Source organism: Bradyrhizobium manausense (genome assembly GCF_018130615.1).
Classification (GTDB): domain Bacteria; phylum Pseudomonadota; class Alphaproteobacteria; order Rhizobiales; family Xanthobacteraceae; genus Bradyrhizobium; species Bradyrhizobium manausense_A.
Genome location: NZ_JAFCKB010000014.1, coordinates 46092 through 70323, shown reverse-complemented (window position 1 = coordinate 70323; position 24232 = coordinate 46092). Strand labels below are relative to the sequence as shown.

Annotated in this window: 17 protein-coding genes; 13 read left to right on the top strand and 4 right to left on the bottom strand. The window is 64.7% G+C overall.

Translation table 11 applies throughout. The annotated features are described in order from the left end of the window. Positions 1–11: 11 nt before the first annotated feature. Positions 12–1469, top strand: a complete 1458-nt coding sequence (locus JQ587_RS24140) for an NAD-dependent succinate-semialdehyde dehydrogenase (RefSeq protein WP_212426934.1) — start codon at positions 12–14, stop codon at positions 1467–1469. A gap of 31 nt (positions 1470–1500) precedes the next feature. On the opposite strand, the gene JQ587_RS24135 is transcribed toward JQ587_RS24140, so the two are convergent. Continuing rightward, entirely contained in the window at positions 1501–2775 is a 1275-nt protein-coding gene (locus JQ587_RS24135; protein ID WP_212426933.1) for an NAD(P)/FAD-dependent oxidoreductase, read from the bottom strand. A 16-nt stretch (positions 2776–2791) separates the two neighbouring features. Further along, complete coding sequence (locus tag JQ587_RS24130; RefSeq protein WP_212426932.1) at positions 2792–3460, bottom strand: haloacid dehalogenase type II; 669 nt, start codon at positions 3458–3460, stop codon at positions 2792–2794. A 175-nt stretch (positions 3461–3635) separates the two neighbouring features. Between JQ587_RS24130 and JQ587_RS24125 the strand changes: the two genes are divergently transcribed. The 6 genes from JQ587_RS24125 (at position 3636) to JQ587_RS24100 (ending at position 11293) form a co-directional block, all read left to right on the top strand. Beyond that, on the top strand, positions 3636–4478 hold the full coding sequence (locus tag JQ587_RS24125; protein WP_212299940.1) for a GNAT family N-acetyltransferase: 843 nt from the start codon (positions 3636–3638) through the stop codon (positions 4476–4478). A gap of 12 nt (positions 4479–4490) precedes the next feature. Next, entirely contained in the window at positions 4491–5870 is a 1380-nt protein-coding gene (locus tag JQ587_RS24120) for an aspartate aminotransferase family protein (RefSeq protein ID WP_212299941.1), read from the top strand. 272 nt (positions 5871–6142) lie between these two features. Next, entirely contained in the window at positions 6143–7747 is a 1605-nt protein-coding gene (locus JQ587_RS24115) for an ABC transporter substrate-binding protein (protein ID WP_212426931.1), read from the top strand. Positions 7748–7833: 86 nt separating this feature from the next. Beyond that, the gene (locus JQ587_RS24110; protein WP_212299943.1) at positions 7834–8784 is read left to right on the top strand and encodes an ABC transporter permease; all 951 of its coding nucleotides are present in this window, start codon (positions 7834–7836) and stop codon (positions 8782–8784) included. Continuing rightward, on the top strand, positions 8781–9635 hold the full coding sequence (locus JQ587_RS24105) for an ABC transporter permease (protein WP_212299944.1): 855 nt from the start codon (positions 8781–8783) through the stop codon (positions 9633–9635). Before JQ587_RS24110 ends, JQ587_RS24105 begins: the two co-directional genes overlap by 4 nt. Then, complete coding sequence (locus JQ587_RS24100) at positions 9632–11293, top strand: ABC transporter ATP-binding protein (protein WP_212299945.1); 1662 nt, start codon at positions 9632–9634, stop codon at positions 11291–11293. Before JQ587_RS24105 ends, JQ587_RS24100 begins: the two co-directional genes overlap by 4 nt. Before the next feature lie 22 nt (positions 11294–11315). Here the strand turns inward: JQ587_RS24100 and JQ587_RS24095 are convergent, their stop codons facing one another. Continuing rightward, complete coding sequence (locus tag JQ587_RS24095) at positions 11316–11792, bottom strand: Lrp/AsnC family transcriptional regulator (RefSeq protein WP_018642567.1); 477 nt, start codon at positions 11790–11792, stop codon at positions 11316–11318. A 235-nt stretch (positions 11793–12027) separates the two neighbouring features. Here JQ587_RS24095 and JQ587_RS24090 point away from each other — a divergent pair, with 235 nt between their 5' ends. Further along, positions 12028–13353 carry an NAD(P)/FAD-dependent oxidoreductase gene (locus JQ587_RS24090; protein ID WP_212299946.1) on the top strand — a complete coding sequence of 442 codons (1326 nt, stop codon included), beginning with the start codon at positions 12028–12030 and terminating at the stop codon, positions 13351–13353. Positions 13354–13400: 47 nt separating this feature from the next. Here JQ587_RS24090 and JQ587_RS24085 read toward each other — a convergent pair whose 3' ends face one another. Continuing rightward, positions 13401–14135, bottom strand: coding sequence for an IclR family transcriptional regulator (locus tag JQ587_RS24085; RefSeq protein WP_212299947.1), 735 nt, complete (start codon positions 14133–14135; stop codon positions 13401–13403). Between the two features lie 239 nt (positions 14136–14374). On the opposite strand from JQ587_RS24085, the gene JQ587_RS24080 reads away from it, so the two are divergent. The 5 genes from JQ587_RS24080 (at position 14375) to JQ587_RS24060 (ending at position 24228) form a co-directional block, all read left to right on the top strand. Next, the gene (locus JQ587_RS24080; RefSeq protein ID WP_212426930.1) at positions 14375–15721 is read left to right on the top strand and encodes an MFS transporter; all 1347 of its coding nucleotides are present in this window, start codon (positions 14375–14377) and stop codon (positions 15719–15721) included. Between the two features lie 3 nt (positions 15722–15724). Then, positions 15725–17044: an NAD(P)/FAD-dependent oxidoreductase gene (locus JQ587_RS24075; protein ID WP_212426929.1), complete on the top strand. Its 1320-nt coding sequence runs from the start codon at positions 15725–15727 to the stop codon at positions 17042–17044. 55 nt (positions 17045–17099) lie between these two features. Beyond that, the gene (locus JQ587_RS24070) at positions 17100–19151 is read left to right on the top strand and encodes a hydantoinase/oxoprolinase family protein (protein WP_212426928.1); all 2052 of its coding nucleotides are present in this window, start codon (positions 17100–17102) and stop codon (positions 19149–19151) included. Between the two features lie 12 nt (positions 19152–19163). Then, the gene (locus JQ587_RS24065) at positions 19164–21170 is read left to right on the top strand and encodes a hydantoinase B/oxoprolinase family protein (protein ID WP_212426927.1); all 2007 of its coding nucleotides are present in this window, start codon (positions 19164–19166) and stop codon (positions 21168–21170) included. Between the two features lie 97 nt (positions 21171–21267). After that, a complete protein-coding gene (locus tag JQ587_RS24060; protein WP_283815662.1) occupies positions 21268–24228 on the top strand; it encodes a tetratricopeptide repeat protein in 2961 nt (986 codons plus the stop codon). Positions 24229–24232: the final 4 nt, after the last annotated feature.

Genomic DNA, 24232 nt, shown 5'->3' with positions numbered 1-24232 from the left:
AGGCGCAACAGATGCAGAACCTCAGCGACAAGCAGCTCTTCCGCCAGCAGGGCCTGATCGGCGGCCAATGGCAAGGCGCGCTCTCGGGCGCAACCATCGACGTGATCGACCCGGCGACGCAGACCGTTCTCGGATCCGTCCCGGACATGGGACGGGACGACACAAGCGCCGCCATTGCCGCGGCCGCGAAGGCTTACGGGGGCTGGCGCGCGAAAACTAATGCGGAGCGCGCCGCCCTTCTGGAGGCCTGGCACGGCCTCATGATCGCGCATCTCGACGATCTCGCGCGCATCCTGACGCTGGAGCAGGGCAAGCCATTGGAAGAGTCCAAGGGCGAGATCCGCTACGGTGCCTCCTTCGTCAAATGGTTCGCGGAGGAGGCCCGGCGAATAGGCGGCTCCACGATCCCCTCGCCCACACCCGACCGGCGCATCGTCATCCTCAAGGAGCCGGTTGGCGTATGCGCGATCATCACGCCCTGGAATTTCCCCAACGCCATGATCACGCGCAAGGTGGCTCCCGCGCTCGCGGCTGGATGCACCGTCGTGATCAAGCCATCGGACTTCACGCCCTATTCGGCGCTGGCTCTTGCCGTGCTGGCTGAGCGCGCCGGAATTCCCGCGGGCGTCATCAACATCGTCACCGGCCTGCCGAGCGAGATCGGCGCGGAGATCATGGCCAACGAGACGGTGCGGAAGATCTCGTTCACCGGCTCGACCCGCGTCGGCTCGCTGCTGATGCGCGGTGCAGCTGACAGCGTCAAGCGCGTGAGCCTCGAGCTCGGCGGCAATGCGCCCTTCATCGTCTTTGACGATGCCGATCTGGACCTCGCGGTCGAGGGTGCCATCATGTCGAAGTTCCGCAATGGCGGTCAGACCTGCGTCTGCGCCAATAGGATCCTCGTGCAGGCGGGCGTCTACGACGCCTTCGCGGCAAAGCTCGTCGCCCGCGTCAGGACCATGAAAGTCGGATCGGGCCTCGAGCCGGGCATTGCGATCGGACCGATGATCAACGAGGCGGCGATCAGCAAGATCAACCGCCACGTCGCCGATGCCTTGTCCAAGGGCGCCCGCATCGCCGCCGAACCGGTCGCCTTGCCCGAGGGGCCGCAATTCACCGCACCGATCGTGCTCACCGAGGCGACCACCGACATGGTGCTGGCGCACGAGGAAACGTTCGGTCCTGTCGCACCTCTGTTCCGCTTTAAGACCGACGAGGAGGCGATTGCCATTGCAAACGCGACGCCGTTCGGACTTGCCGCTTACTTCTATACGCGCGACCTGAAGCGGTCCTGGCACGTTGCGGAAGCGCTGGAAGCCGGCATGGTCGGCCTCAACACCGGCATGGTGTCGACCGAGGTGGCGCCGTTCGGCGGCATCAAGCAATCAGGCCTGGGGCGCGAAGGCGCGCAGATCGGGATCGAGGAATACCTCGAGACCAAGGCTTTTCACATCGGCGGATTGGGCTAGGCCGCGGGCGAGGCGCAATCCGCCTCGCGCCCTACTGAATGCGATCGAGCATCTTGTAGTATAGTCCCACCATCGGCAGGAACCACGGCTTGCCGAAATGGCCGGGCACCGCGGGCCAATCGAGCCCTTTCATCGGATTGCGGTCTTCGCGTCCGAGCATCGCGTCGGCGATGATCATGCCGAGATGGGTCGACAGCTGCGCGCCGTGACCGGCATAGCCCATCGCATACCACAGCCCGTCCTGATAGCCGGCGCGCGGAAAGCGGTCACTGGTCATGTCGACGAGCCCGCCCCAGCAATAGTCGATCTCGATGCCGGCCAGTTGCGGGAAGACTCGCGTGAGAGCCTCGACGAGGATGGCACCGCTCTTGGCGTCGGAACGCTGGTCCGACGTCGCCGAGAAGCGCGCGCGGCCACCAAAAATCAGACGGTTGTCGGGGGCCAGGCGGAAATAATTGCCGACATTCATCGACGTGACGCAGGTGCGGTTGCCCGGCATGGTGGCCGCAATTTCGGCCGCATTCAGTGGCCTTGTCGCGACGATGAAGCTGCCGACGGCGATGAGGCGTCGCCGGAAGTAACTGAAATTCGGTGTGGTGTAGGCGCCCGTTGCCAGCAACACCTGATCGGCCGTGACGCTGCCGCGAAGCGTCGTCAGCCGGTGGCGCGATCCTTCGCGCGTTTGCGCCGTCACCGGTGCCTGCTCGAAGATAACAGCGCCGCGGCGCTTGGCCGCCTCGGCCAGTCCGATGCCATAGCGTCCCATATGCATCATCGCGCTCTTCTTCGAGAGCATCGCGCCAAAGAAGGGTGAGCCGATTTCCGCGCCGAGATCCTGAGCCGACAGCAATGCGGTGTCCGGGTCCACCTCGTGATGAAGCGCTTCGAAATTGCGCGCGATGGCATCAAGATGCTTTGGCTTGGAGGCGAGCTTCAGCTTGCCTGCGCGGCGGAAATCGCATGCGATGCCCTCCTCCACGATCAGCGCTTCGAGCGTGTCGATGGAGGAATCAAGCGCGCGGTAGAGCGCGACGGCTCGCTCCTTGCCGAGCTCCGCCTTGGCGGCGAGATAGCTGTGGGCGAGACCGTTGTTGAGATGGCCGCCGTTCCGCCCCGACGCGCCGCCGATCACCCGATCTGCTTCGAGAACGACAACTTTCGCGCCCGCCTTCGCGAGCTGGCGCGCAGCCCCGAGGCCCGTGAAGCCGCCACCGATCACTGCAACGTCATAGTGGCCCTCGACGGGACCTTCGGTCCCGCCGGAAAAGCGCGGTGCGGTATCGTGCCAGTAGGAAACGTATTTCACCGCAGGTCCCGCCGGCTCAGAGTCCGAACACGCCCGGCAGGCCGCCGATGTCCTTGATCTCGACATAGCCGTAATAGGGATTGGCGGGCTCATGCCCCCGATTGACCCACACCTTGTTCTTGATTCCGAGGTCGTGCGCCGTCATTAGATCATAGCGGAAGGACGAGGAGCAGTGCACCACATCCTCGGGCCCGCAGCCCAGCGTATCGAACATGAATTCGAAGCCCTTCATGCGAGGCTTGTAGGACTGAGCCTGTTCGGCCGTGAGCGCGGCATGAAACGGCGCCCCGAGCTTGGCCACGTTGGACGGCAGCTGTGCATTCATGGCGTTGGAGAGGATGACGAGCGGAATCTCCTTGGCGACCTTGGCAAGGCCGGCAGGAACGTCAGGATGCGGTCCCCAGCTCGGCACGCGCTCATAAACCATCTGTCCATGCTCGGACTTGAAGGCAACGCCGTTGCGCTTGCAGGCGCGCTCCAGCGCATTGTGGATGACGTCGGCATAGGGTTTCCAGTCGCCGAGAATCTCGTCGAGCCGATACGCCGCGAAATCCCGCACGAGCGAAGCCATCTGCGCTTCGGGAAGATGCGCACGATAAAGATCCTGCGCCGCTTCGGCCATCTGGAAATTCGTCAGCGTGCCGTAGCAGTCGAAGGTCACGTATTTCGGGCGAAACTGGCTCATCATCCCTGTCCTGGTGCGCTCGCACAATGTCAGGGCCGCAACAATAGAGCGTCAACGCGGCATAAGATGCGGCTTTTCCGTCGCCTGCGGTGAAAGATGTCGTTCCCGCGGGGCCCTTCAGACGATCTGCATGTCACCGACGTAAGAGACTGGAGGCGGACAGGAAAGCCAGTCTATGACCCAGAGCACGATCTCGCTCACCACGTTACGCGATGAACATCTCGAAGGCGCGCTGCGCCTTTCACGTCAGGCCGGGTGGCCTCACCGCCTCGACGACTGGCAACTGGCGCTGGATCTGAGCATGGGATTTGTGGCGCTGGACTCCGATGCCGCAACGGTGCTCGGGACCGTGCTGATGACGCCCTACGCGCAGGACGTCGCGACCATCAACATGGTCATCGTCGATGAAGCCGCCCGCGGGCGCGGATTGGGCCGCCAGCTCATGGAAGCGGTCATCGCGTTGGCGGGGCCGCGCAAGCTGAGGCTGATCGCAACGCGTGAGGGCGCCCCGCTCTATCAGAAACTCGGCTTTTGGCAGACCGGCACGATCGTCCAGCATCAGGGCCAGACACGGCATGTTGCGTCGCCCGCAAAAGTCCGGCCGGCCGAGGCGCAGGACATCGTCGAGATCATCGAGCTGGATAAGAGCGCCTACGGCGCGGACCGACGAGACCTGCTGCGTGCGCTTGCGAAGGTCGGCCAATTGGCCGTGCTCGATCGCGGCCAGGGCATTATCGGATTTGCGGGGTCACGTGCCTTCGGCAGAGGTGAGGTGATCGGCCCCGTGGTCGCCGCAAATGTCGACGACGGCAAAGCGTTGATTGAATTCTTCATGGCCCGAAGCGAGGGGCGCTTCGTCCGCGTCGATACGGCTGAAGGCTCTCAATTGAGCGCATGGCTCGCACACCATGGACTGACCCGGGTTGACGAAGGAATCGCCATGCAACGTCCCAACACTGCACGGTCCTGCCTCGGGCCGTTGACCACCTTTGCCCTCGCCAGCCAGGCATTTGGATAAGCGGAGACCTTGATGCTCAGCAATTCTCTCATCGAGCTCGACCGAGCCCATCTCATCCACCCGGTCGCCTCCTACCGGGGTCACGAAGCGGCCGGCGTCAAGGTGCTGAGATCAGCCAAGGGAGCCACCGTAACGGACGCTTCCGGGCATCAGCTCATCGACGGCTTTGCCGGGCTCTGGTGCGTCAATGCCGGCTACGGTCACGACAGCATCGTTGCCGCCGCGGCAAAGCAAATGCAGGAGCTTCCCTACGCCACGGGCTATTTCAGTCTCGGATCGGAGCCCGCAATCCGGCTTGCGGCCGAGCTGGCAGAGCGGGCGCCCGGCGACCTCAACCATGTCTATTTCACGCTCGGCGGCTCGGATGCCGTCGACAGCACGGTCCGTTTCATCCGTTATTATTGGCACGCCAGGGGCGAGCCGCAGCGCGAGCATTTCATCTCGGTCGAACAGGGCTATCACGGCTCTTCGACCGTCGGCGCCGGCCTGACGGCCCTGCCCGCCTTCCACGCGGGTTTTGGCGTGCCGCTGAGCTGGCAGCACAGAATCCCCTCGCACTATGTCTATCGTAATCCGGCCGGCGAGAGCGACGAGGCCGTCATCGCGGCCTCGCTGGCCGCGCTTGATGCAAAAATCGAGGAGATCGGCGGCCCGCAGCGCGTCGCCGCATTCTACGCCGAGCCGATCCAGGGCTCGGGTGGCGTGCTGGTGCCGCCGAAAGGCTGGATGAAAGCCATGCGCGCGCGGTGCCAGACCTATGGCATCCTCTTCGTCGCCGACGAGGTCATCACCGGCTTCGGCCGGACGGGACCCCTGTTCGCGTGCAGCGAGGACGACGTCGTCCCTGATCTCATGACCGTCGCCAAGGGACTGACCTCTGGATACGTCCCGATGGGCGCGGTCTTCATGTCGGACCACGTCTACGACACGATCGCCGATGCGGCAGGCTCGAGCGCCGTCGGCCATGGCTACACCTACTCCGCGCATCCGGTCAGTGCCGCCGTGGCTCTGGAAGTGCTGCGCCTCTACGAAAGCGGTCTGCTTGCGAATGGCCTGAGGGCGGGAGCACGTCTCATGGCGGGCCTGCGGTCGTTGAAGGATCATCCCCTCGTCGGAGACGTGCGCGGCCGCGGCATGCTGGCCGCGATCGAGCTCGTCACCGACAAGAACCGCAAGACGCCACTCCCGGCTGCGGCCGAGCCGGCAAAGCGCATCTTCGAACGCGCCTGGACGAACGGTCTGGTCATCCGGGCCTTCCCGACCGGCGTCTTGGGCTATGCGCCGCCGCTCTGCTGCACTGACTCCGATATCGACGCCATCATCGAGCGCACCGCCAGGACTCTCGACGAGACGCTGGCCGATGCCGAAGTTCGCGCCGCGCTGCAACATTAGTAGGCATGCACAATGAGCCGGCTGGACGCAGGTCCGAAATACTAGAAACAGAGACATCTTCGCAATTTTGTGCCGCGGCTCGCGGTTTTTTCGGCCAAAGCCGCGGGACTATCCTGCGAGACTTCGATCGCGGGAAAGAATGCAGTCCTGGGTGGGAGACGCGACAAACGTCGTTGTGACGGATCGCGCCAGCCTCCACCATAACGGCGCGGCAGAACAATCTGCCGCTCCCCGCAACACCAGCCGTAAGCTTTAGCCAGCGAGGGATTGACATGAGCAACACGACGAACTGGTCTTCTTCGGACGATGCCACGATCGAGAACGCAATCCGGCGCGGGGCTTCGCGCCGCGACCTGCTGAAGCTAATGCTCGCGAACGGCGTGGCGATGGCCGCGGCCAGCACGGTCTTCGGCCGTGCGTCGGAAGCGGTGGCGGCGACCCCCGTGAAAGGCGGCGCCCTGAAAGCCGCGGCCTGGTCCTCATCCACCGCCGACACCCTGGACCCGGCCAAAGCCTCGCTCTCGACCGATTACGTTCGCTGCTGCTCCTTCTACAATCGCCTGACATTTCTCAACCAGACCGGCGTGGCCCAGATGGAGCTCGCGGAGTCCATCGAAAGCAGCGATGCCAAGACCTGGACGATCAAGCTGAAGAAGGGCGTCACCTTCCACAACGGCAAGAGCCTCGGCGCCGACGACGTCATCTTCTCGCTGAAGCGCCATCTGGACAAGGCGACCGGATCGAAGGTCGCGGCGATCGCATCCCAGATGACCGACTTCAAGGCCGTGGACAAGACGACCGTCGAGGTCACGCTGGCGAGCCCCAACGCGGACCTGCCGACGATCCTGTCCATGCATCACTTCATGATCGTGGCCGACGGCACCACCGATTTCTCCTCGGGCAACGGCACCGGCGCCTTCACCTGCAAGCAGTTCACGCCCGGCGAACGCTCGATCGGCGCGCGGAACACGAACTACTTCAAGAGCGGCCCGAACGTCGACTCCTTCGAGTTCTTCGCCATCCCGGACGAGAGCGCCCGAATTAACGCCCTGCTGTCCGGAGACATCCATCTCGGTGCCTCGATCAACCCGCGGTCGGTGCGCCTGCTCGACGGCAAGGACGGCTTCGCGCTGTCAACGACCACATCGGGGACCTACACCGACCTGAACATCCGCATGGACATGACGCCCGGCAACAGCAGGGATTTCGTCGAGGGCATGAAATACATCGTCAACCGCGAGCAGATCGTCAAATCGGCGCTGCGCGGTTTCGGCGTCATCGGCAATGACCAGCCTGTCTCGCCCGTCAACGTCTACCACAACGCCGCCCTCAAGCCGAAATCGTTCGACCCGGACAAGGCCAAATTCCATTTCCAGAAGGCGGGCGTGCTCGGTCAGACCGTCGAGGTCATCACCTCCGATGCGCCGAGCTCGGCAGTCGACATGGCCATGATCGTCCAGGCCAGCGCCGCCCAGATCGGCATGAAGCTCGACGTGAAGCGCGTGCCCTCCGACGGCTACTGGAGCAATTACTGGCTGAAGGCGCCGATCCATTTCGGCAACATCAACCCGCGCCCGACGCCCGACATCCTGTTCTCCCTGCTCTACAAGTCGGATGCGCCGTGGAACGAGAGCCGCTTCGTCTCGGAGAAATTCGACAAGCTGCTGGTCGAGGCTCGCGGCTCGCTCGATCAAGCCAAGCGTCACGAGATCTACAATGAGATGCAGGTGATGGTGTCGGAACAGGCCGCCACGATCATTCCGGCCTACATTTCCAACGTGGATGCGATCACCGCCAAGCTGAAGGGACTTGAGCCCAATCCGCTCGGCGGCATGATGGGCTACGCCTTCGCCGAATACGTCTGGCTGACCGCCTGACCGGCGCAAGGCGAGGTCACGGGCCGGGATCGCGAGACTGGAACCCGAACCGACCAGAATGACCGGTGTGGCGCAGGAGCGCGAATGTGAAGAAGCAAGTTTCGTTGCTTGTGGTGAGGCGGCTTCTCATCGCCTTGATCACGCTCGTGATCGTTTCCTTCGCGGTCTTCTTCGCCACCGCGCTCCTGCCTGGCGATACCGCCACGATCCTGCTCGGGCAATCCGCGACGCCCGAGGCGGTCGAGGGCCTGCGCAAGGCGATGCATCTCAACGATCCCGCGATCATTCGATTCCTGAGATGGATCGCGGGTCTCTTCCAGGGCGATTTCGGCAAGTCTTACGCAAACAATGTTCCTGTCGCCAACCTGATCAGCGGACGGTTCGTCAACACGATGAAGCTCGCAGGATTGACCGCCGCGATCGCCGTGCCATTCGCATTGACGCTCGGCATCACCGCTGCGATGTGGCGCGGCACGCTGTACGACCGCACCGTGACCATCGCGACCATCGGCATCATCTCGGTGCCGGAATTCATGATCGCAACGCTGGCGGTGCTGCTGTTCGCGGTCTACCTCAAATGGCTGCCGGCCCTCTCCCTCACCAACGAGGTCAAGTCGCTCCATGACCTGCTGAGGATCTACGCGATGCCGGTCATGACGCTCACATTCGGCGTTTCGGCGCAGATGATCCGCATGACCCGCGCTGCCGTGGTCGAGACATTGAACACGCCCTATGTCGAGATGGCGCTCCTCAAGGGCGCCTCGCGGCCCCGGCTCGTGCTGCGACACGCACTTCCCAATGCGCTCGGCCCCATCGTCAACGCGGTCGCGCTCTCGCTGTCCTATCTGCTCGGCGGCGTCATCATCGTGGAGACCATCTTCAATTATCCAGGAGTTGCGAAGCTGATGGTCGATGCCGTTTCGACTCGCGACCTGCCGCTGATCCAGACCTGCGCGATGATCTTCTGCCTCGGTTATCTGGCATTGATCACGGCTGCCGATATCATCGCCGTCCTGTCCAATCCGAGGCTCCGATGACGGATTCGACAGCAACAGGCCGGCCGGGCATGCGATTGGGCTATCGCTTCAATCTGGTCGGCATGACAGCCCTTGGCATCATCCTTCTCTGGGCCTGTGTCGCGCTTTTCGCCCCGCAAATCATCCCGCATTCCGTCGGAGAGATCGTCGATTCCGATTATTTCGGCCCCATGAGCCGAGAGCTCTGGTTCGGCTCGGATTATCTCGGCCGCGACATCTTCTCGCGGATCCTGATGGGTGCCCGCTACACGCTCGGCATCTCGCTCGCCGCCGTCACCATCGCCTGCTTCAGCGGCATCGCGCTCGGCATGACCGCGGCAGTCGCCGGAGGATGGTTCGACAGCACGCTGAGCCGTTTTCTCGACGCACTCAACTCGATACCCAGCAAGCTGTTCGGCCTCGTCGTGGTCGCCGCGGTCGGCTCGTCGATCCCGGCGCTGATCGGGACGCTGTCGGTGATCTACACGCCGGGCGCCTATCGCTTCGCCCGCGCTCTTGCCGTCAACGTCAACACGATGGACTTCATCGTCGTCGCCCGTATCCGCGGCGAGCGCCTGCCCTATCTCATCGCCTCCGAAATTCTTCCCAACATTCTCGGGCCCGTGCTTGCCGATCTCGGCCTGCGCTTCGTCTTCATCGTGCTGCTGCTCTCCGGCCTGTCCTTTCTCGGGCTCGGCGTGCAACCGCCCTACGCCGACTGGGGCGCGCTGGTTCGTGAGAACATCGCCGGCCTGCCGTTTGGCGCACCTGCCGTCATCTTTCCTTCGCTCGCCATCGCGAGTCTCACCATCAGCGTCAACCTTCTGATCGACAATTTGCCGCGCAGGATCCGCGATCGGAGCGCCGAATGACGGGAAACCTCGTCGAGATCCGCAATCTCAGGGTTGAGGCAACGACCGACGCCGGCAGGCGGGTCGAGATCATCAGGGGTGTCGACCTCGACATTGCCAAAGGCGAGATCGTCGCGCTCATCGGCGAGAGCGGCTCGGGCAAGACCACCATCGCCATGACGCTGATGGGCTACGCGCGGCAAGGCTGCGCGATCACCGGCGGCGAGGTGCGCGTGGCCGGCGTGGACATGGTGAGCCTGCCGGAAGCCGAACGCGCCAGGATTCGCGGGACGAGCGTGGCCTACGTGCCGCAGAGCGCCGCCGCCGCCTTCAATCCCGCACTGACCATCATGGACCAGGTCACCGAGGTCGCGCGGATCCACAGGCTGATGTCCGCAGCGGAGGCGCAGGCAAAAGCCCTCTCACTCTTCAAGGCGCTATCGTTGCCGGAGCCCGAGACGATCGGCAACCGCTATCCGCATCAGGTCTCTGGTGGCCAGTTGCAGCGGCTCGCCGCCGCGATGGCCCTGATCGGCCAGCCGAAAGTTGTCATCTTCGACGAACCCACCACGGCGCTCGACGTCACGACGCAGGTCGAGGTTCTGCGCGCGTTCAAGTCCGTCACGGCGCAGCACAACATCGCCGGCGTCTACGTCTCGCACGACCTGGCGGTGGTCGCTCAAATCGCCGACCGGATCGTCGTCCTCAAGGATGGCACGGTCCAGGAGACGGGGACGACGGATAAGATCCTCGAGGACGCTCAACACCCCTATACGAGACAGCTGCTGGCCGCATTCAGGCCGAAGACTCAGCAGCGAGCACCTGACCACGACGGCGCAGCGAAGCGCCCCCTGCTCGAGGTCGACAATCTGACGGTTGGCTACGGACCTCGCGCGCGCGATGGGCAGCCGCTGATCCGTGCGGTCCAGGCCGTCAGCCTCAAGCTGGATCCGGGACAAAATCTCGGCATCATCGGCGAGTCCGGCTGCGGCAAGTCGACCCTTGCCAGGGCGATCGCCGGCATCCTGCCCGCGCATGCGGGCGATATCATCTTCAACGGACGCGAATTGGGGAAAGCGGGCCGCAACCGCAGCCGGAACGAGCTCCGCGAGATCCAGATCGTATTCCAGCACGCGGATACGGCACTCAATCCGGCGAAGCCGGTGGAGGACATCCTGAGGCGTCCTCTCACCTTCTACCACGGCATGAGGGGCAAGGCGCGCGACGCGCGCGTCAGCGAACTTCTCGATCTCGTCCGCCTCCCGAAATCCGTGCGCCATCGATTGCCGGGAGAGCTGTCGGGCGGCCAGAAGCAGCGCGTGAATTTTGCCCGGGCACTCGCCGCCGAGCCCACGCTCATCCTGTGCGACGAAATCACCTCGGCCCTCGATACGGTCGTGGCGGCCGCGGTGATCGACCTGCTCAAGGAGCTGCAGCGCGAGCTCGGCATCTCCTATATCTTCATCAGCCACGACCTGTCGGTGGTCGAGGCGATCTGCGACGAGATCATCGTGATGTACCGCGGTCAGAAGGTCGAGCAGATCACGTCGACCCGGCTCGCGGCACCACAGCACCCTTATACCCGGCTGCTGTTCTCTTCAGTCCCCAAGCTCGATCCGGACTGGCTCGACAATTTGAAACAGGACGCCGACGAGTTGCGCGCCTATGGCCACCGGTAGGCGCGGCTGGCGCGGCGGCCGATCAAGCCGGAAAGAGGCTGGTCAGCGGCATCTGCGAGCGCACGATCGGCGACTTGAGGACGACGAAGCTGAAATATTTGTCGATGCCGATATCCATGTCCGTCAGGCGTTCCATGATCGTCTGATACTCGCCGATGCTGGCGGTGACGAATTTCAGCATGTAGTCGTAACCACCGGAGACCAGGTGGCACTCGATCAGCTGGTCGACCTTGTCGACCGCCGACAGGAAACGGGCAAAGTCGATCTGCCGGTGGTTCTTCAACGTCACCTCGGTGAACACGGTCAGCGTCTGTCCGAGCTTGCGCACGTTGATCTGGGCGGCGTAGCCCTCGATATAGCCCTCGGCCTGCAATCTCTTCACACGCATGAGACACGGGCTCGGCGACAGATTCACCAGCTCGGCGAGCTCGACATTGGTGATGCGGCCGTTCTTCTGGAGCTCGTGGAGGATCTTGATGTCGATCCGATCCAGCTTCATTGGTGACTCTCCATCGAACACGCGCCGGAAGGCACAACAGAAAATTCGGCACGACGAGCCAAAAGCTCATCCTGCCCGCAGAGATCGCTTCTCATCGCCGCCATATCGTTCGAGAAAAGCGCAGTTTTGTAGCGACATGACGATACAGCATAAAATGCTGAGACACCATCGAATCCGGCGCCGCCCGCGGCGGTGCGCGCCTTAAGCTACGGCGATCGAAATCTAGGAAACCAGGATGCCCGCGCCACTCAACCATATCGAAACCACGCCGGATCTTCCCGGCAGTGCCGATGCCGTGGTCATCGGAGGCGGCATCGTCGGCGTGTTCGCGGCCTACTATCTCACCCTGCGCGGCCTCCGTGTCGCGCTGGTGGAGAAGGGGCGGATCGGCGCCGAGCAGTCCAGCCGAAACTGGGGCTGGTGCCGCCAGCAGAACCGCGATGCTCGCGAGTTGCCGATGGCGACCAGGAGCCTGGATCTCTGGGAGAGTTTTGGCGCCGAAAGCGGCGAGAGCACCGGCTTCTCCCGCTGCGGTCTTCTGTATCTCAGCAACGACGAGGCCGAGCTCGCGGGCTGGGCGCGCTGGCGCGATTTCGCTCGAACGGTCGGCGTCACCACGCACATGCTCGATGCGACCACGGCAACGCAGCGCGGCACGGCGACGGGCCGCACCTGGAAAGGCGGCGTCTTCTCGCCGACCGACGGCACCGCCGATCCCGCCAACGCTGCACCGGCCGTCGCACGGGCGATGCTCCGGCGCGGGAGCACCGTGCATCAGATGTGTGCGGCGCGCGGGCTGGAGACCGAGGGCGGCCGCGTCAGCGCGGTCGTGACGGAGCGCGGCGCAATTCGCACGCGCATCGCCATATTGGCAGGCGGCGCGTGGTCCTCGTCCTTCTGCCATCAGGCCGGCATCCGCCTTCCGCTGGCGTCGATCCGATCGTCCATTCTGTCCGTCTCCGGAGGCGCGAAAGGTCTGCCGGACGCGCTCCACACCTCCGCCGTTTCGGTGACGAAGCGCGGTGACGGCGGCTACACGCTCGCCATCAGCGGCCGAGGCCGCGTCGATCCAACGGCGCAGCAGCTCCGCTTTGCCCCGCAATTCCTGCCTATGTTCCTGCGCCGGTGGCGCAGCCTGCTCCCCGGCGGCCTTGAAGGCGTGAGGTCCGGACATGAGACGCTCCAACGCTGGCGCGTTGACGAGCCGACTCCGATGGAGCGCATGCGCATTCTCGATCCCCGGCCCGATCAAGACACGATCGAACTCACGCATCGGCGCGCGCTGGAATTGTTGCCGGCGCTGAAGGGCACGGCCATCAGCGCAGCATGGGGCGGCTATATCGATTCGACCCCCGATGGCGTGCCGGTCATCGGAGAGGCGTCCGGCAGGCCCGGATTGATCCTGGCTGCAGGGTTCAGCGGCCACGGCTTCGGCATCGGCCCAGGATCGGGGCATCTCGTCGCGGATCTCGTCACTGGCGCCGCACCGATCGTCGATCCGGAGCCTTATCGGCCCGAGCGCTTTGCAGGACTTGCAGTTGGAAAGGTCTCGGATTTCTAGCAGGCTCGGCTGCGCGGCGCGTTGCAGCGAAGACGTGAAGCGCAGGCTCAGCCGACACTGATCTTGCGCGCCGTCGCATTGACCAATCCACCCCAGACCTTCTCGTTGTGTTCGACGTAACGGGAAGCTGGCATCGAGATGCAGAGGCCGCCGACGGGCCGGCCCTGGGAATCGAGAATGGCGGCGCCGATGGCGCAGACGGCCGGGCGATAGCAGCAAAGATTCAGCGAGTAGCCGCGCTCGCGCACACGACCGAGCTCCGCACGCAAGTCCTCGGGGTCCGTGATCGTGCTCTCGGTATAGCGCGTCAGGCCGCGGTTGATGATGGCATCGACCTGGTCGGGCGCGAGGTGTGCCATCACCGCCGTGCCGATGGCCGTGGCGTGAATCGGCGATCGATCGCCAATCGGGCTGAAGGTCCTGACATTCTGGGTACAGTCCACGCGATCGATCAGCAGCATGGCGTCGAGCCCGTCCAGGATCGACAGATGCACGGTCTCGTTCACCTGATCGCGCAACTCCTGCATCGGCTTGCGCGCCGCGACATAGAGTTGGCCGGCCTGCAGCTCCGGCACCTGAAGATGCAGCACGCGATGGCCGATCTGCCAGCGCGTCGCCTCCCCGCCGACCGGACGCAGCCAGCCGGTCGTCGCAAAGGTCTGCAGAATGCGTTGCGTGGTGGATTTGGGCAGATCGAGACGGCGCGCAAGCTCGCTCACGCCGACCGGCTGCATCTCCGCGACAGCTTCCAGAACTTCCAGGCTCTTCAGCAGACTCTTCATCACCCTGATCGCGATTTCTGCGGAGCGTCAGCCCCCGGCAAGGGGCACGAGCGCCGCCCATAGCACAAGGCCGGCTTTTCCCGACAGCGCTTGCCATCCTCCGGCTTCCTTGCTAGCTTCAAAAATGGAACGACGTACCACAATGTGGCACACTTGCCGAGCCGGGGCAACAGAAACATGCGGCGTCTGCTTCCGACGGTCCGCGCGAGCGGGCGGGCCCAACAACAGGAGTAATGGCTTTGACCCGAGATGGAGCGACCGCCCCCGGCCCAATGATCCACCGCCTGCAACTGAAGGCGATCTCCGGCGCCGTGGCCGGCAACCTCATCGACTTCCTGGATTTCGCGATCTTCGGCCTGCTCGCGAAGGTGATCTCCACGACATTCTTCCCGCCCGGCGATCCGACCGTGGCCTTGCTGCAAACGATGATGATCTACGCCTCGAGCTTCCTGATCCGGCCGCTCGGCGGGATCGTCATGGGACGCGTGGGTGATCGGCTGGGACGCCGCACGGCCCTCTTCATCTCGGTGAGCGGCATGTGCGTGGTCACCGCGATCACGGCATTTCTGCCGAGCTACGCCGTCGCCGGCAGCTTTGCCACCGCGTCTCTCGTCCTCTGCCGCCTGGCGCAGGGCTTCTTCGCCGGCGGTGAGTACACGGCCGCGACCGCCTATATCGTCGAGCAGGGAGGCAGCAAGCACCGTGCGCTCAGGGCCTCTTTCTCACCGGTCGCCGCCTATGCCGGCACCGCGATCGCGGTCGGCATCTTCACGCTCGTTTCGGCCATCATCGGCGCGGAGAGCATGGCAAGCTGGGGCTGGCGGCTGATGTTCGGGCTTGGCGTACCGCTTGGGCTGCTCGGCCTTTGGATCCGCACCCAGCTCGACGAATCGCCGGAGTTTCTGGCCATCGAGGAAGAACGCCGCCGTCTGCGCACGGAAGCACCGCCGCTCTCGGCCGTGGTCCGCAGCCAGTGGCGCCGCATGCTGTTCTTCATCAGCATCCTCATGAGCCACACGCTGTCGAACTATCTCGTGCTCGGCTTCCTTGCGACCTATCTCACCAACTTCGTGAAGATCGGCGAGACGCACGCATCCCTGGCGATCTTCATCGCCCAGCTGGTGCTGATGGCGACCACCGTCACCTACGGCTGGGTCAACGACACCGTAGGGCGGCGGCCGACGCTGCTCGCCGGCTGCATCCTCGTAATCCCCGCGATGTTCCTTTCCTTCTATGTCGCGAGCTTCGCAACGCCGGCGAGCGCGATGGCCGCCGCCGTCATTCCCGTGCTGGTCTATCCGCTGATCACCAGCGGCATGACGATCGGGCTCGTCGACATGTTCCCGCGGGAGATGCGGGTGACCGCGAGCGGAATCGCCTACAACACCGGCACCGCGCTGTTCGGCGGCACCGCCCCCCTGGTTGCGGCATTCCTGATCGAACGCACGGGAACACCCTACGCCGTTCCCTGCTATGTCGCTGTTATCGCGACCATCTCCTTCGTCAGCGTCTTGCTCTACTACGACCAGCGTCGCTCCACGCCCTACGTGGTCCCGGCGGTCGCGGTCGCCGATCCCGTGGCATAGACGATGACTCAATCCTCCATCTTCGCTCCGGATTTCTCCGAGACCCCCTATTGGTGGGATGGCTGGCGTCCGAACGACGCCAGCGACAGCGGTCTGCAGCGCGAGGTCGACGTCGCGATCATCGGCGCCGGCTATGCCGGCCTCTCCTGTGCCCTCGAACTCGCCGCGCGCGGGACCGAGGTCATCGTGCTGGAGGCCGAGCTTCCCGGCGTCGGCGCCAGCACGCTGAGTGGCGGCCAGGTCACCGGCGGCGTCAATGTCGGCAAGAGCATGTCCAAGCGCGTCAGTGCGGCGGCCGGCAATACCGCGATCGAGGACAGGCTGCGCGAGGCGGCGGCCGGCTACCGCTTCCTCGAGACGTTGATCGCGCGCCACAGTATCGACTGCGACTACCGCCGCAACGGCCGCATCGCCGCCGCCTGGACCGCGGCGCAGGTCCGCAGCTGGGAAGGACGGATCGCCAGGCTGAACGCACATACCGACAGCGACGTGCGCATCCTGGACCGCAATGAGCTGCGCCGCGAAGTGGCGAGCGAGGTCTATGTCGGCGGCGCGCTGATCAACGGAGCAGGACATCTCCATCCGGCGAAATTCTTCGGCGGGCTGCTGGCGGCCGCGCTCGCCGCCGGAGCGAAACTGGCTTGCCATGCGCCCGTCACGTCGATCGCGCGCGCGGGCGCCGCCTACCGGATCGCGACCGGCCGAGGCGAGATTTGCGCAAGACGCGTCGTGATCGCGACCAACGGCTACACGGGCCCGGCGACGCCCTGGCTCAAGCGGCGACTCGTTCCGGTCACCTCACATCAGATCGCGACCGAAGTTCTGCCCGCGGAGCTGCGGACATCCCTCATCCCCGGCGATCGCGGCGTCGCCGAGGCGAACCGGGTGACGGCCTATTACCGCTACTCCCCCGACCGACAACGATTTTTGTTCGGGGGCCGTGCGCGCTTCTATCCGCTCGACCGCAAGGCCAGCGCCAAAATCCTGTTTGCACAGATGACGGAACGCTTCCCGCAACTGCGCGACGTCAGGGTGAGCCATAGCTGGGGCGGCAAGGTTGCCGTGACGCTGGATGCCCTGCCGCATCTCGGACGCGATCCGCAAGGTTGCTACTACGCCGCCGGCTGCAACGGCAGCGGCGTCACGACAATGACCTGGCTCGGCCATCGGCTGGCACGTCATCTGCTGGGCGAGCACGATCTCGCGTCGGATGCCTTCGGCACGCCGTTGCCGTCCCATCCGCTCTATCACGGCCAGACATGGTTCATGCCGATCCTCGGCAGTTACTTCCAGCTGCGCGACCACATGGAGAAGCGCCGCTGACGCGTTGCCCGCCCCCGCGGGCATGTTCGACACGATGCAGGGAGACACCTGGACGATGGGTTTGAGAATTGGCGTCGATATCGGCGGATCCTTCACCGACTTCGCGGTCCTCGACGAAAGCAACGGCACCGTGCGCAGCCTCAAGGTGTTCTCGCGGCCCGACGCGCCGGGCCGCGAGGTCGCCGACGGCATGCGCATGCTCGGCGAACGCTACGGGATCGACCCGGCGGAAGTCGTGCATTTCACCCACGGCACCACGGTTGGCGTCAACGCGGTGGTGCAGCGCAAGGGCATCCGTCTCGGGCTGATCACCAACCGCTATTTCGAAGACGTCCTGGTGCTGGCACGTCTCAAGACGCCCGACATGTATCACCTGATGTCGTCGCGGCCCGAGCCGCTCGTGCCTCGTTACCGCACGTTCGGGATCGACGGACGGCTGGACGCCGAGGGCAAGCAGCTCGAACCCGTCGACGCAGCGAGCGTGCGCGAGGCGGTGGCAGGATTGAAGCGAACCGGCTGCGAGGGCGTCGTGATCTCGCTGCTGCACGCCTACCGCAATCCCGAGCACGAAAGACAAGTGCGGGCGATCGTCGCCGAGACCGCGCCGGAGCTCTTCGTCTCCTGCGCGAGCGAGGTGTGGCCGATTATCCGCGAGTATGAGCGCACCAACACGGCCGTGATCGGCGGTTACGTGCAGCCGGTGGTCTCGAACTATCTGACCTCGCTGCAGGAGGCACTGCGCCACTCCGGCGTCACCGCGGATCTCAAGGTCACCAAATCGAACGGCGGCGTGATGAGCGCCGAGCGCGGCAAGACGGACTGCGTCCAGATCGTGCTGTCGGGCACCGCGTCCGGCGTGATCGGCGCCGCCTGGGTCGCGCAGCTTTGCGACCTGAAGAACGTCATGAGCCTCGATATCGGCGGAACGACCGCGGACGTCGCGCTGATCGCCGGAGGTGAACCGCAATACGCGACGGGCGAGTATATCGGCGATCACCAGATCCACATCCCCTCCGTCTCCGTCACCTCGATCGGCGACGGCGGCGGCTCGATTGCGCGTGTCGATCCATTCGGCGTGCTCAAGGTTGGACCCGAGAGTGCGGGATCGACGCCGGGCCCGGTTTGCTACGGGCGCGGCGGGCGCGAACCCACCATCACGGACGCCTTCGCCGCCATCGGCGTGCTCGGCCAGACGGCGCTCGGCTATGATTCAGTCCGGCTCGATGTCGCAGCCGCGCGCGAAGCGATCGCTCCCCTCGCCGCCCGGCTCGGCGAATCCATCGAAGCCGTTGCCGAAGCGATCATCAATGTCTCGATCTCGGGGATGTATTCCGGCATCAGCCGGCTGATCTCGCGGTTCGGAATCGATCCCAGGGAATTCGCGCTGATGGCGTTCGGCGGCGCGGGTCCGATGCTGGCCTGTCACCTGGCGCGGGCCCTCAACATGGAACGAATTACCGTACCCCTGACACCCGGCGTGCTCAGTGCGCTCGGCGGCCTGATCGCAGACACGCGCAACGATTTCGTCGCGGTCGCCTGGTGCGCGCTCGGGGATGAGGAGTGGGCCTCGCTGGAGCGCACGCGGCAGGCACTGGAGCAGGAAGCGATCGGCTGGGTACGCGCCGAGGTCGGCGCCATGGCGCAGCCGGAACTGACCTATACCGCCGAGATGCGTTATCAGGGCCAGTCCTTCGAGATCGAGACCGCCTTCGACGCGGAGGCCATGCGCACGAAGAACCTAGCCGCCTTGCGCGAAGCCTTCCATCAGGCCCATGAGCGTCTCTATCGCTACCGCGACGAAGCGGCCGTGATCCAGGTGGTGGCGCTGCGCGTCGTGGCCAAGGTGCGCACGCCACGTCCGGTGCTCACGCCGGTCCCGGATATGGCCGAGCCCGCGAAGCCCGCCGCCGTCGTGCCGTGCTGGATGGACGGCGCGATGCGGCAGATGCCGCTCTACCGGCGCGACGTGCTGCGCGCCGGCGACCGCTTCGTGGGTCCCGCGATCATCGCGCAGGACGACACCACCACCTGCGTACTCCCCGACTTCGAGGTGAACGTCGACCGCTGGGGCAATCTTCACATCATCAATCTCGCCGCGGCGACCTAAAGGATTCGGATTATGGCACTCAGTGGTTCCGCTCTTCAGATCTTCGCCAATTACTGCGTCGCTGCCGCGGAGAGCATGGCCTACACGCTGATCCGCACGGCGCATTCGACCTTCGTGAAGGAGACCGAAGATTTCTCTTGCGCCCTGATCACCCCGGAAGGACTCGCTTTCGCCTCGCCGAAGACGCTGGGAGCGACCTGGTACATCGGCCTCGACTACGGCCCGGTGCTGGGGTTGATCAAGGAGTATCGCCCCGGCGACATCTGCATGACCAACGACGCCTATAGCGGCAGCGTGGCGACGCATACGCCCGATATCCTGATGTGGAAGCCGGTCTACTACCGCGGCGAGATCGTCTGCTATGTCGGCGGCCACATCCACAACACCGACATGGGCGGCGCGGTCCCGGCATCGCTGTCGCGGAGGCTGACCGAGATCCAGCAGGAGGGCATCCGCTTTCCGCCCTGCAAGATCGTCGATCAGGGCGAGCTCGACGAGGGCCTGCTCGACATCATGGCCATGAACGTGCGCGCGCCGTCGCAGAATCGCGGCGATCTGCAGGCGCAGATCGCCATGCTGGTGAACGGCGAGAAGCGCGTGCTGGAGATCATCGAGCGTTTCGGCATCGACGACTTCAAGGCCGGGATGTACCAGGTGATGAACTACGCCGAGAAGCAGGCCGAGGCGGTGCTGAAGACCATTCCCGACGGCGAGTACTTCTTCGCCGAATATGCCGACGAGGACAGCGAGAACGGCAAGCCGATGCGGCTCGCGCTGACGCTGACGATCGACAACGGCCGGGCCGTCATGGACTATACCGGCAGCGACCCGCAGCTCGCCTCCTCCCTGAACATGCCGACCGGCGGCATGCCGCGCCATGCGCTGGCGCTGGTCGGATTCCACTACGTCCTCTACACGCTGAACAGCGACATCCTGCTCAACTCCGGGCTCGATCGCGTGGTTCGTTGCATCCTGCCGGAAGGCACGGTCGTCAATGCGACGGCACCGGCAGCGGTCGGCATGCGCAGCCTGACCTGCAAGATCACGCACATGCTGACCTTCGGCGTATTCTCCCGCGCGATCCCCGAGCGCATGCCCGCCTGCTCGGCCGGCGGAATGGCGATCGTCACAGTCAAGACCATGGACCACGCCGGGCGCGGCGTGATGGCCTCGCTCGGGCCGGTCGGCGGCGGGGCGGGCGGCGTGGCCACAGGCGACGGCAGCGACGGCTCGGGCGCCAACAACGCCTTCCTCCGCAACACGCCGGTCGAGATCAACGAGCTGGAAGTGCCGATCCGGATGCGGCGCTATTGCCTCGCGCCCGACTCAGGCGGCGCCGGAACCCATCGCGGCGGGCTCGGCCTCACGATGGAGTTCGAGGTGTTCACGCCGGGTACCACCGTGACCGCGCGCAATCGCGATCGCACGTATTTCGCCTCTTGGGGCGTCCTCGGCGGTGGCGCCGGCGCCAACGCGATCTTCACCAGGAATCCCGACGGGCCGGACACCGAGGCGCTGGGCAACACCGATGTCGTGCCCTGCAAGCCCGGCGATCGCATCCGTCTCGTCGGCGCGGGCGCCGGAGGATTCGGCGATCCGCTGTTGCGTGAGCCGCGGCGGGTGCTGATCGACGTTCTCTCGGGTTACGTCTCGCTCGAGGCCGCGCGCCGTCTCTACGGTGTCGTGATCGACGGCAGCCGCATCGACGAGGACGGCACGCGCAGGCTGCGCCAGGACATGCAATGCGCACGACCGGAACGCCAGGCGGACGTTTTCGATTTCGGCAGCTATCGCACCGCCTTCGAAGCACGCTGGACCGAGGCCCGCTATCGTGAGCTCACCACCATCTTGGCACGCCTGCCGGTCGCATGGCGGTTCTTCGTCAAGCACCAGCTGTTCGATGCGCTCGACGCGCGCCTCGAGGCCGGCGGGCAAGAGGACGATGCCGCCCTGGTGCAGGAACTCTTCGCGGACTTGGCGAAGCGCTACCCCACGCTGAAGTCGCAGGCCACCGGCTAGCCGAAGGAAGCCATTGGAGGTCACCCGCGCCAGCTTCGCACCAGCTTCCCACCAGAAATTGCCCTGACGGGACGTCGTCCTCATTTCTGGTCAGCTTATGAATCACCAAGAGCGCCCGGCCGCAGCCGCGGGGACGATTGCACCGCAAGATCTGGAGGCCGTGAGACAAAGCCTGGAGGCTGCGAAGCAGGGCCAGGCGCTGTTCAATCTCGGCCGATATGCCGAAGCGCTGGAATGCTTCAATATATTTGCCAGGCTCAATCCAAATGTCGCTCCCTTGTATCAGACGCGCGGCCTTTGCCTGCAACGGCTCGGCCGGTTCGAGGAGGCGCAGGCCGACTTCGAGCGGTCGATTGCGCTGAATCCCAACGAGGCCGAGACGCACAAGAACCTCGGCACGCTTCATTCGAGATTTGGCCGGATGCAGCAGGCCTTCGCGAGCTTCGATCGCGCGCTCGCGCTTCGGCCGGATTTTTCCGCAGCGCTCAACGAGAAGGCGCGGGCGCTGTGGAGCGTGCAATTGCTGGATGAGGCTTTCGCGGCCTTCCGCCGATCGCTGACGCTCGACCCTGGCAATGCAGACACGATCTGGAATCTCGCGCTGCTCCAGATGCTGACCGGAGATTTCGAGCAGGGCTGGGCGGGACGCGAGGCGCGCTGGAAGGCGCCGTCCCTCGGCCTCCCCGGCCGCGGCTTCTCGCAACCCCTGTGGCTCGATGACCGGCCGATCGAAGGCAAGACCATATTGCTTCATGCCGACGAGGCGTTGGGCGACTCCATTCAATTTGTGCGCTACGCACCCATGGTGGCCGCGCTCGGGGCAAAGGTGATCCTGGAGGTCAGGCCTGCGGTCCGGCCGCTCCTGGCGGGGTTGAGCGGCGTCGCACATTGTGTCGACCGATCGTCGACGCCGTCGCTGGCGTTCGACCTGCATTGTCCTCTCGGTAGCCTGCCGCTGGCATTCGGGACACGGCTCGATACGATCCCGCTTGCGGAATCGTACCTTCCTGCACCTCCGGCGGCGCGCGTGAAGGCGTGGGAAGACCGGCTGGGCCCCCGCACGCGTTTCCGCGTCGGCCTGGTCTGGTCGGGAGATCCGGGGCACAGCAACGATCACAACCGGTCGATGGCGCTGCGCGCACTTGCGCCTCTGCTCGATTGCGACGTCCAGTTCGTCTCCTTGCAGAAAGGCATCAGGGATCGGGACCGCGCCTTCCTCGGCGAACGCAAGGACATCGTCGACCTGACGGACCAGCTCACGGATTTCAGCGAGACCGCGGCGCTGATGAGCTGTCTCGATCTGGTGATTTCCGTCGACACCAGCGTCGTTCATCTCGCTGGCGCGCTCGGCGTCCCGGTCTGGACGATGTTGCCGTTCAATCCGGATTGGCGCTGGCTGCTCAACCGCGACGACAGCCCGTGGTATCAATCCATGAGGCTGTTCAGGCAGCCCAAGCGGGGCGACTGGACGAGCGTCGTGGACAGCGTTCGCCTTGAACTCGAGCGGTTGGTTTCCGCATCGCGGTCAGGCGCACAGCAGCATCAGAGCAAGGCCGCGACCACCACATCGCAGGACGCGATCCTCTCGAATTGTCTCGGCAAACTGCTCTGGCAGCGCAAGCGGATGGAAGAGGCTGTGCGGCATTTCGAACGGGCGTTGAAGCTGGATTCGCAATACCTGGAAGCCGCGAACAATTGCGGTAGACTGTTGTTCAATCTCGGCCGGTATGCGGAATCCCTCGAATGCCTGAACGTTGCCGAGCTACTGGAATCAAAATCCGCAGCCCTGTATCAAATGCGCGGCGCGTGCCTCCAGGAGGCGAACCGGTTCGCCGAAGCGGAAGCCGACTACGAGAGGTCCATCGCGCTGGACCCCAGCCAGGCCGAGACGCACAACAACTTCGGCCTGCTTCATGCGAGGTTAGGCCGAACCGAGCAGGCAGTTGTGTGTTTCGACCGCGCGCTTGAACTTCGACCGGATTTTTCTGCCGTGCTCAACAACAAGGCACTGGCCTTGATGAATCTTCAATTGCTGGATGACGCCTTCGCGGCCTTTCACAGATCGTTGGCGGTTGATCCGGGCAACGCGCCGACGACTTATAACCTGGCGACGCTTCAGCTGTTGACCGGAGATTTTGAGCGAGGCTGGCTTGGACGCGAAGCACGTTGGAAACTTCCTGTCGGCTTGCCCGAACGCGGTTTCTCCCAACCGCTCTGGCTCGGTGACCGGCCGATCGAAGGCAAGACGCTGCTGCTTCACGCCGAAGAGGGATTGGGTGACGCAATTCAGTTCGCGCGCTATGCGCCCATGGCGGCCGCGCTCGGCGCGCGAGTGATCTTGGAAGTTCAGCCGCCGATCCGGCAGCTCCTCGCTGGCGTGCCTGGCGTCGCCGATTGTATCAATCGACCATCTGCATCGTCGCTGGCGTTCGACCTGCACTGCCCTCTTGGCGCCCTGCCACTGCTGTTCGGGACGCGGCTCGATACGATCCCGCTGGCGGAGTCCTACGTTCCAGCGCCTCCGGCGGCGGATGTGAAGGCCAGGCAAGACCGCCTTGGCCCCCACGATCGCTTCCGTGTCGGTCTTGTCTGGTCGGGAAATCCGGACCACAAGAACGATCACAACCGCTCGATGGCCCTGCCTATGCTCGCGCCTCTGCTGGATTGCGACGCTCAGTTCGTCTCCTTGCAGAAGGGCATCAGGGATCAGGACCGGGCCTTCCTGGGCGAACGCCCGGATATCGTCGACCTGGCGGCGCAGCTCACCGATTTCAGCGAAACAGCTGCGCTGATCGGCTGCCTCGACCTGGTGATCTCGGTCGACACCAGCGTCGTTCACCTCGCCGGCGCGCTTGGCGCGCCGGTCTGGACGATGTTGCCGTTCAACCCGGACTGGCGCTGGCTGCTCAACCGCGACGACAGCCCATGGTACCGGTCGATGCGACTGTTCAGGCAACCCAAGCGCGGCGACTGGGCGAGTGTCGTCGACAGCGTCGGGAGCGAACTGGAGAGGCTGGTTTCCGCGCGGCGCGGCAGCGACAAGGCGACCGGCGCCTGACCTC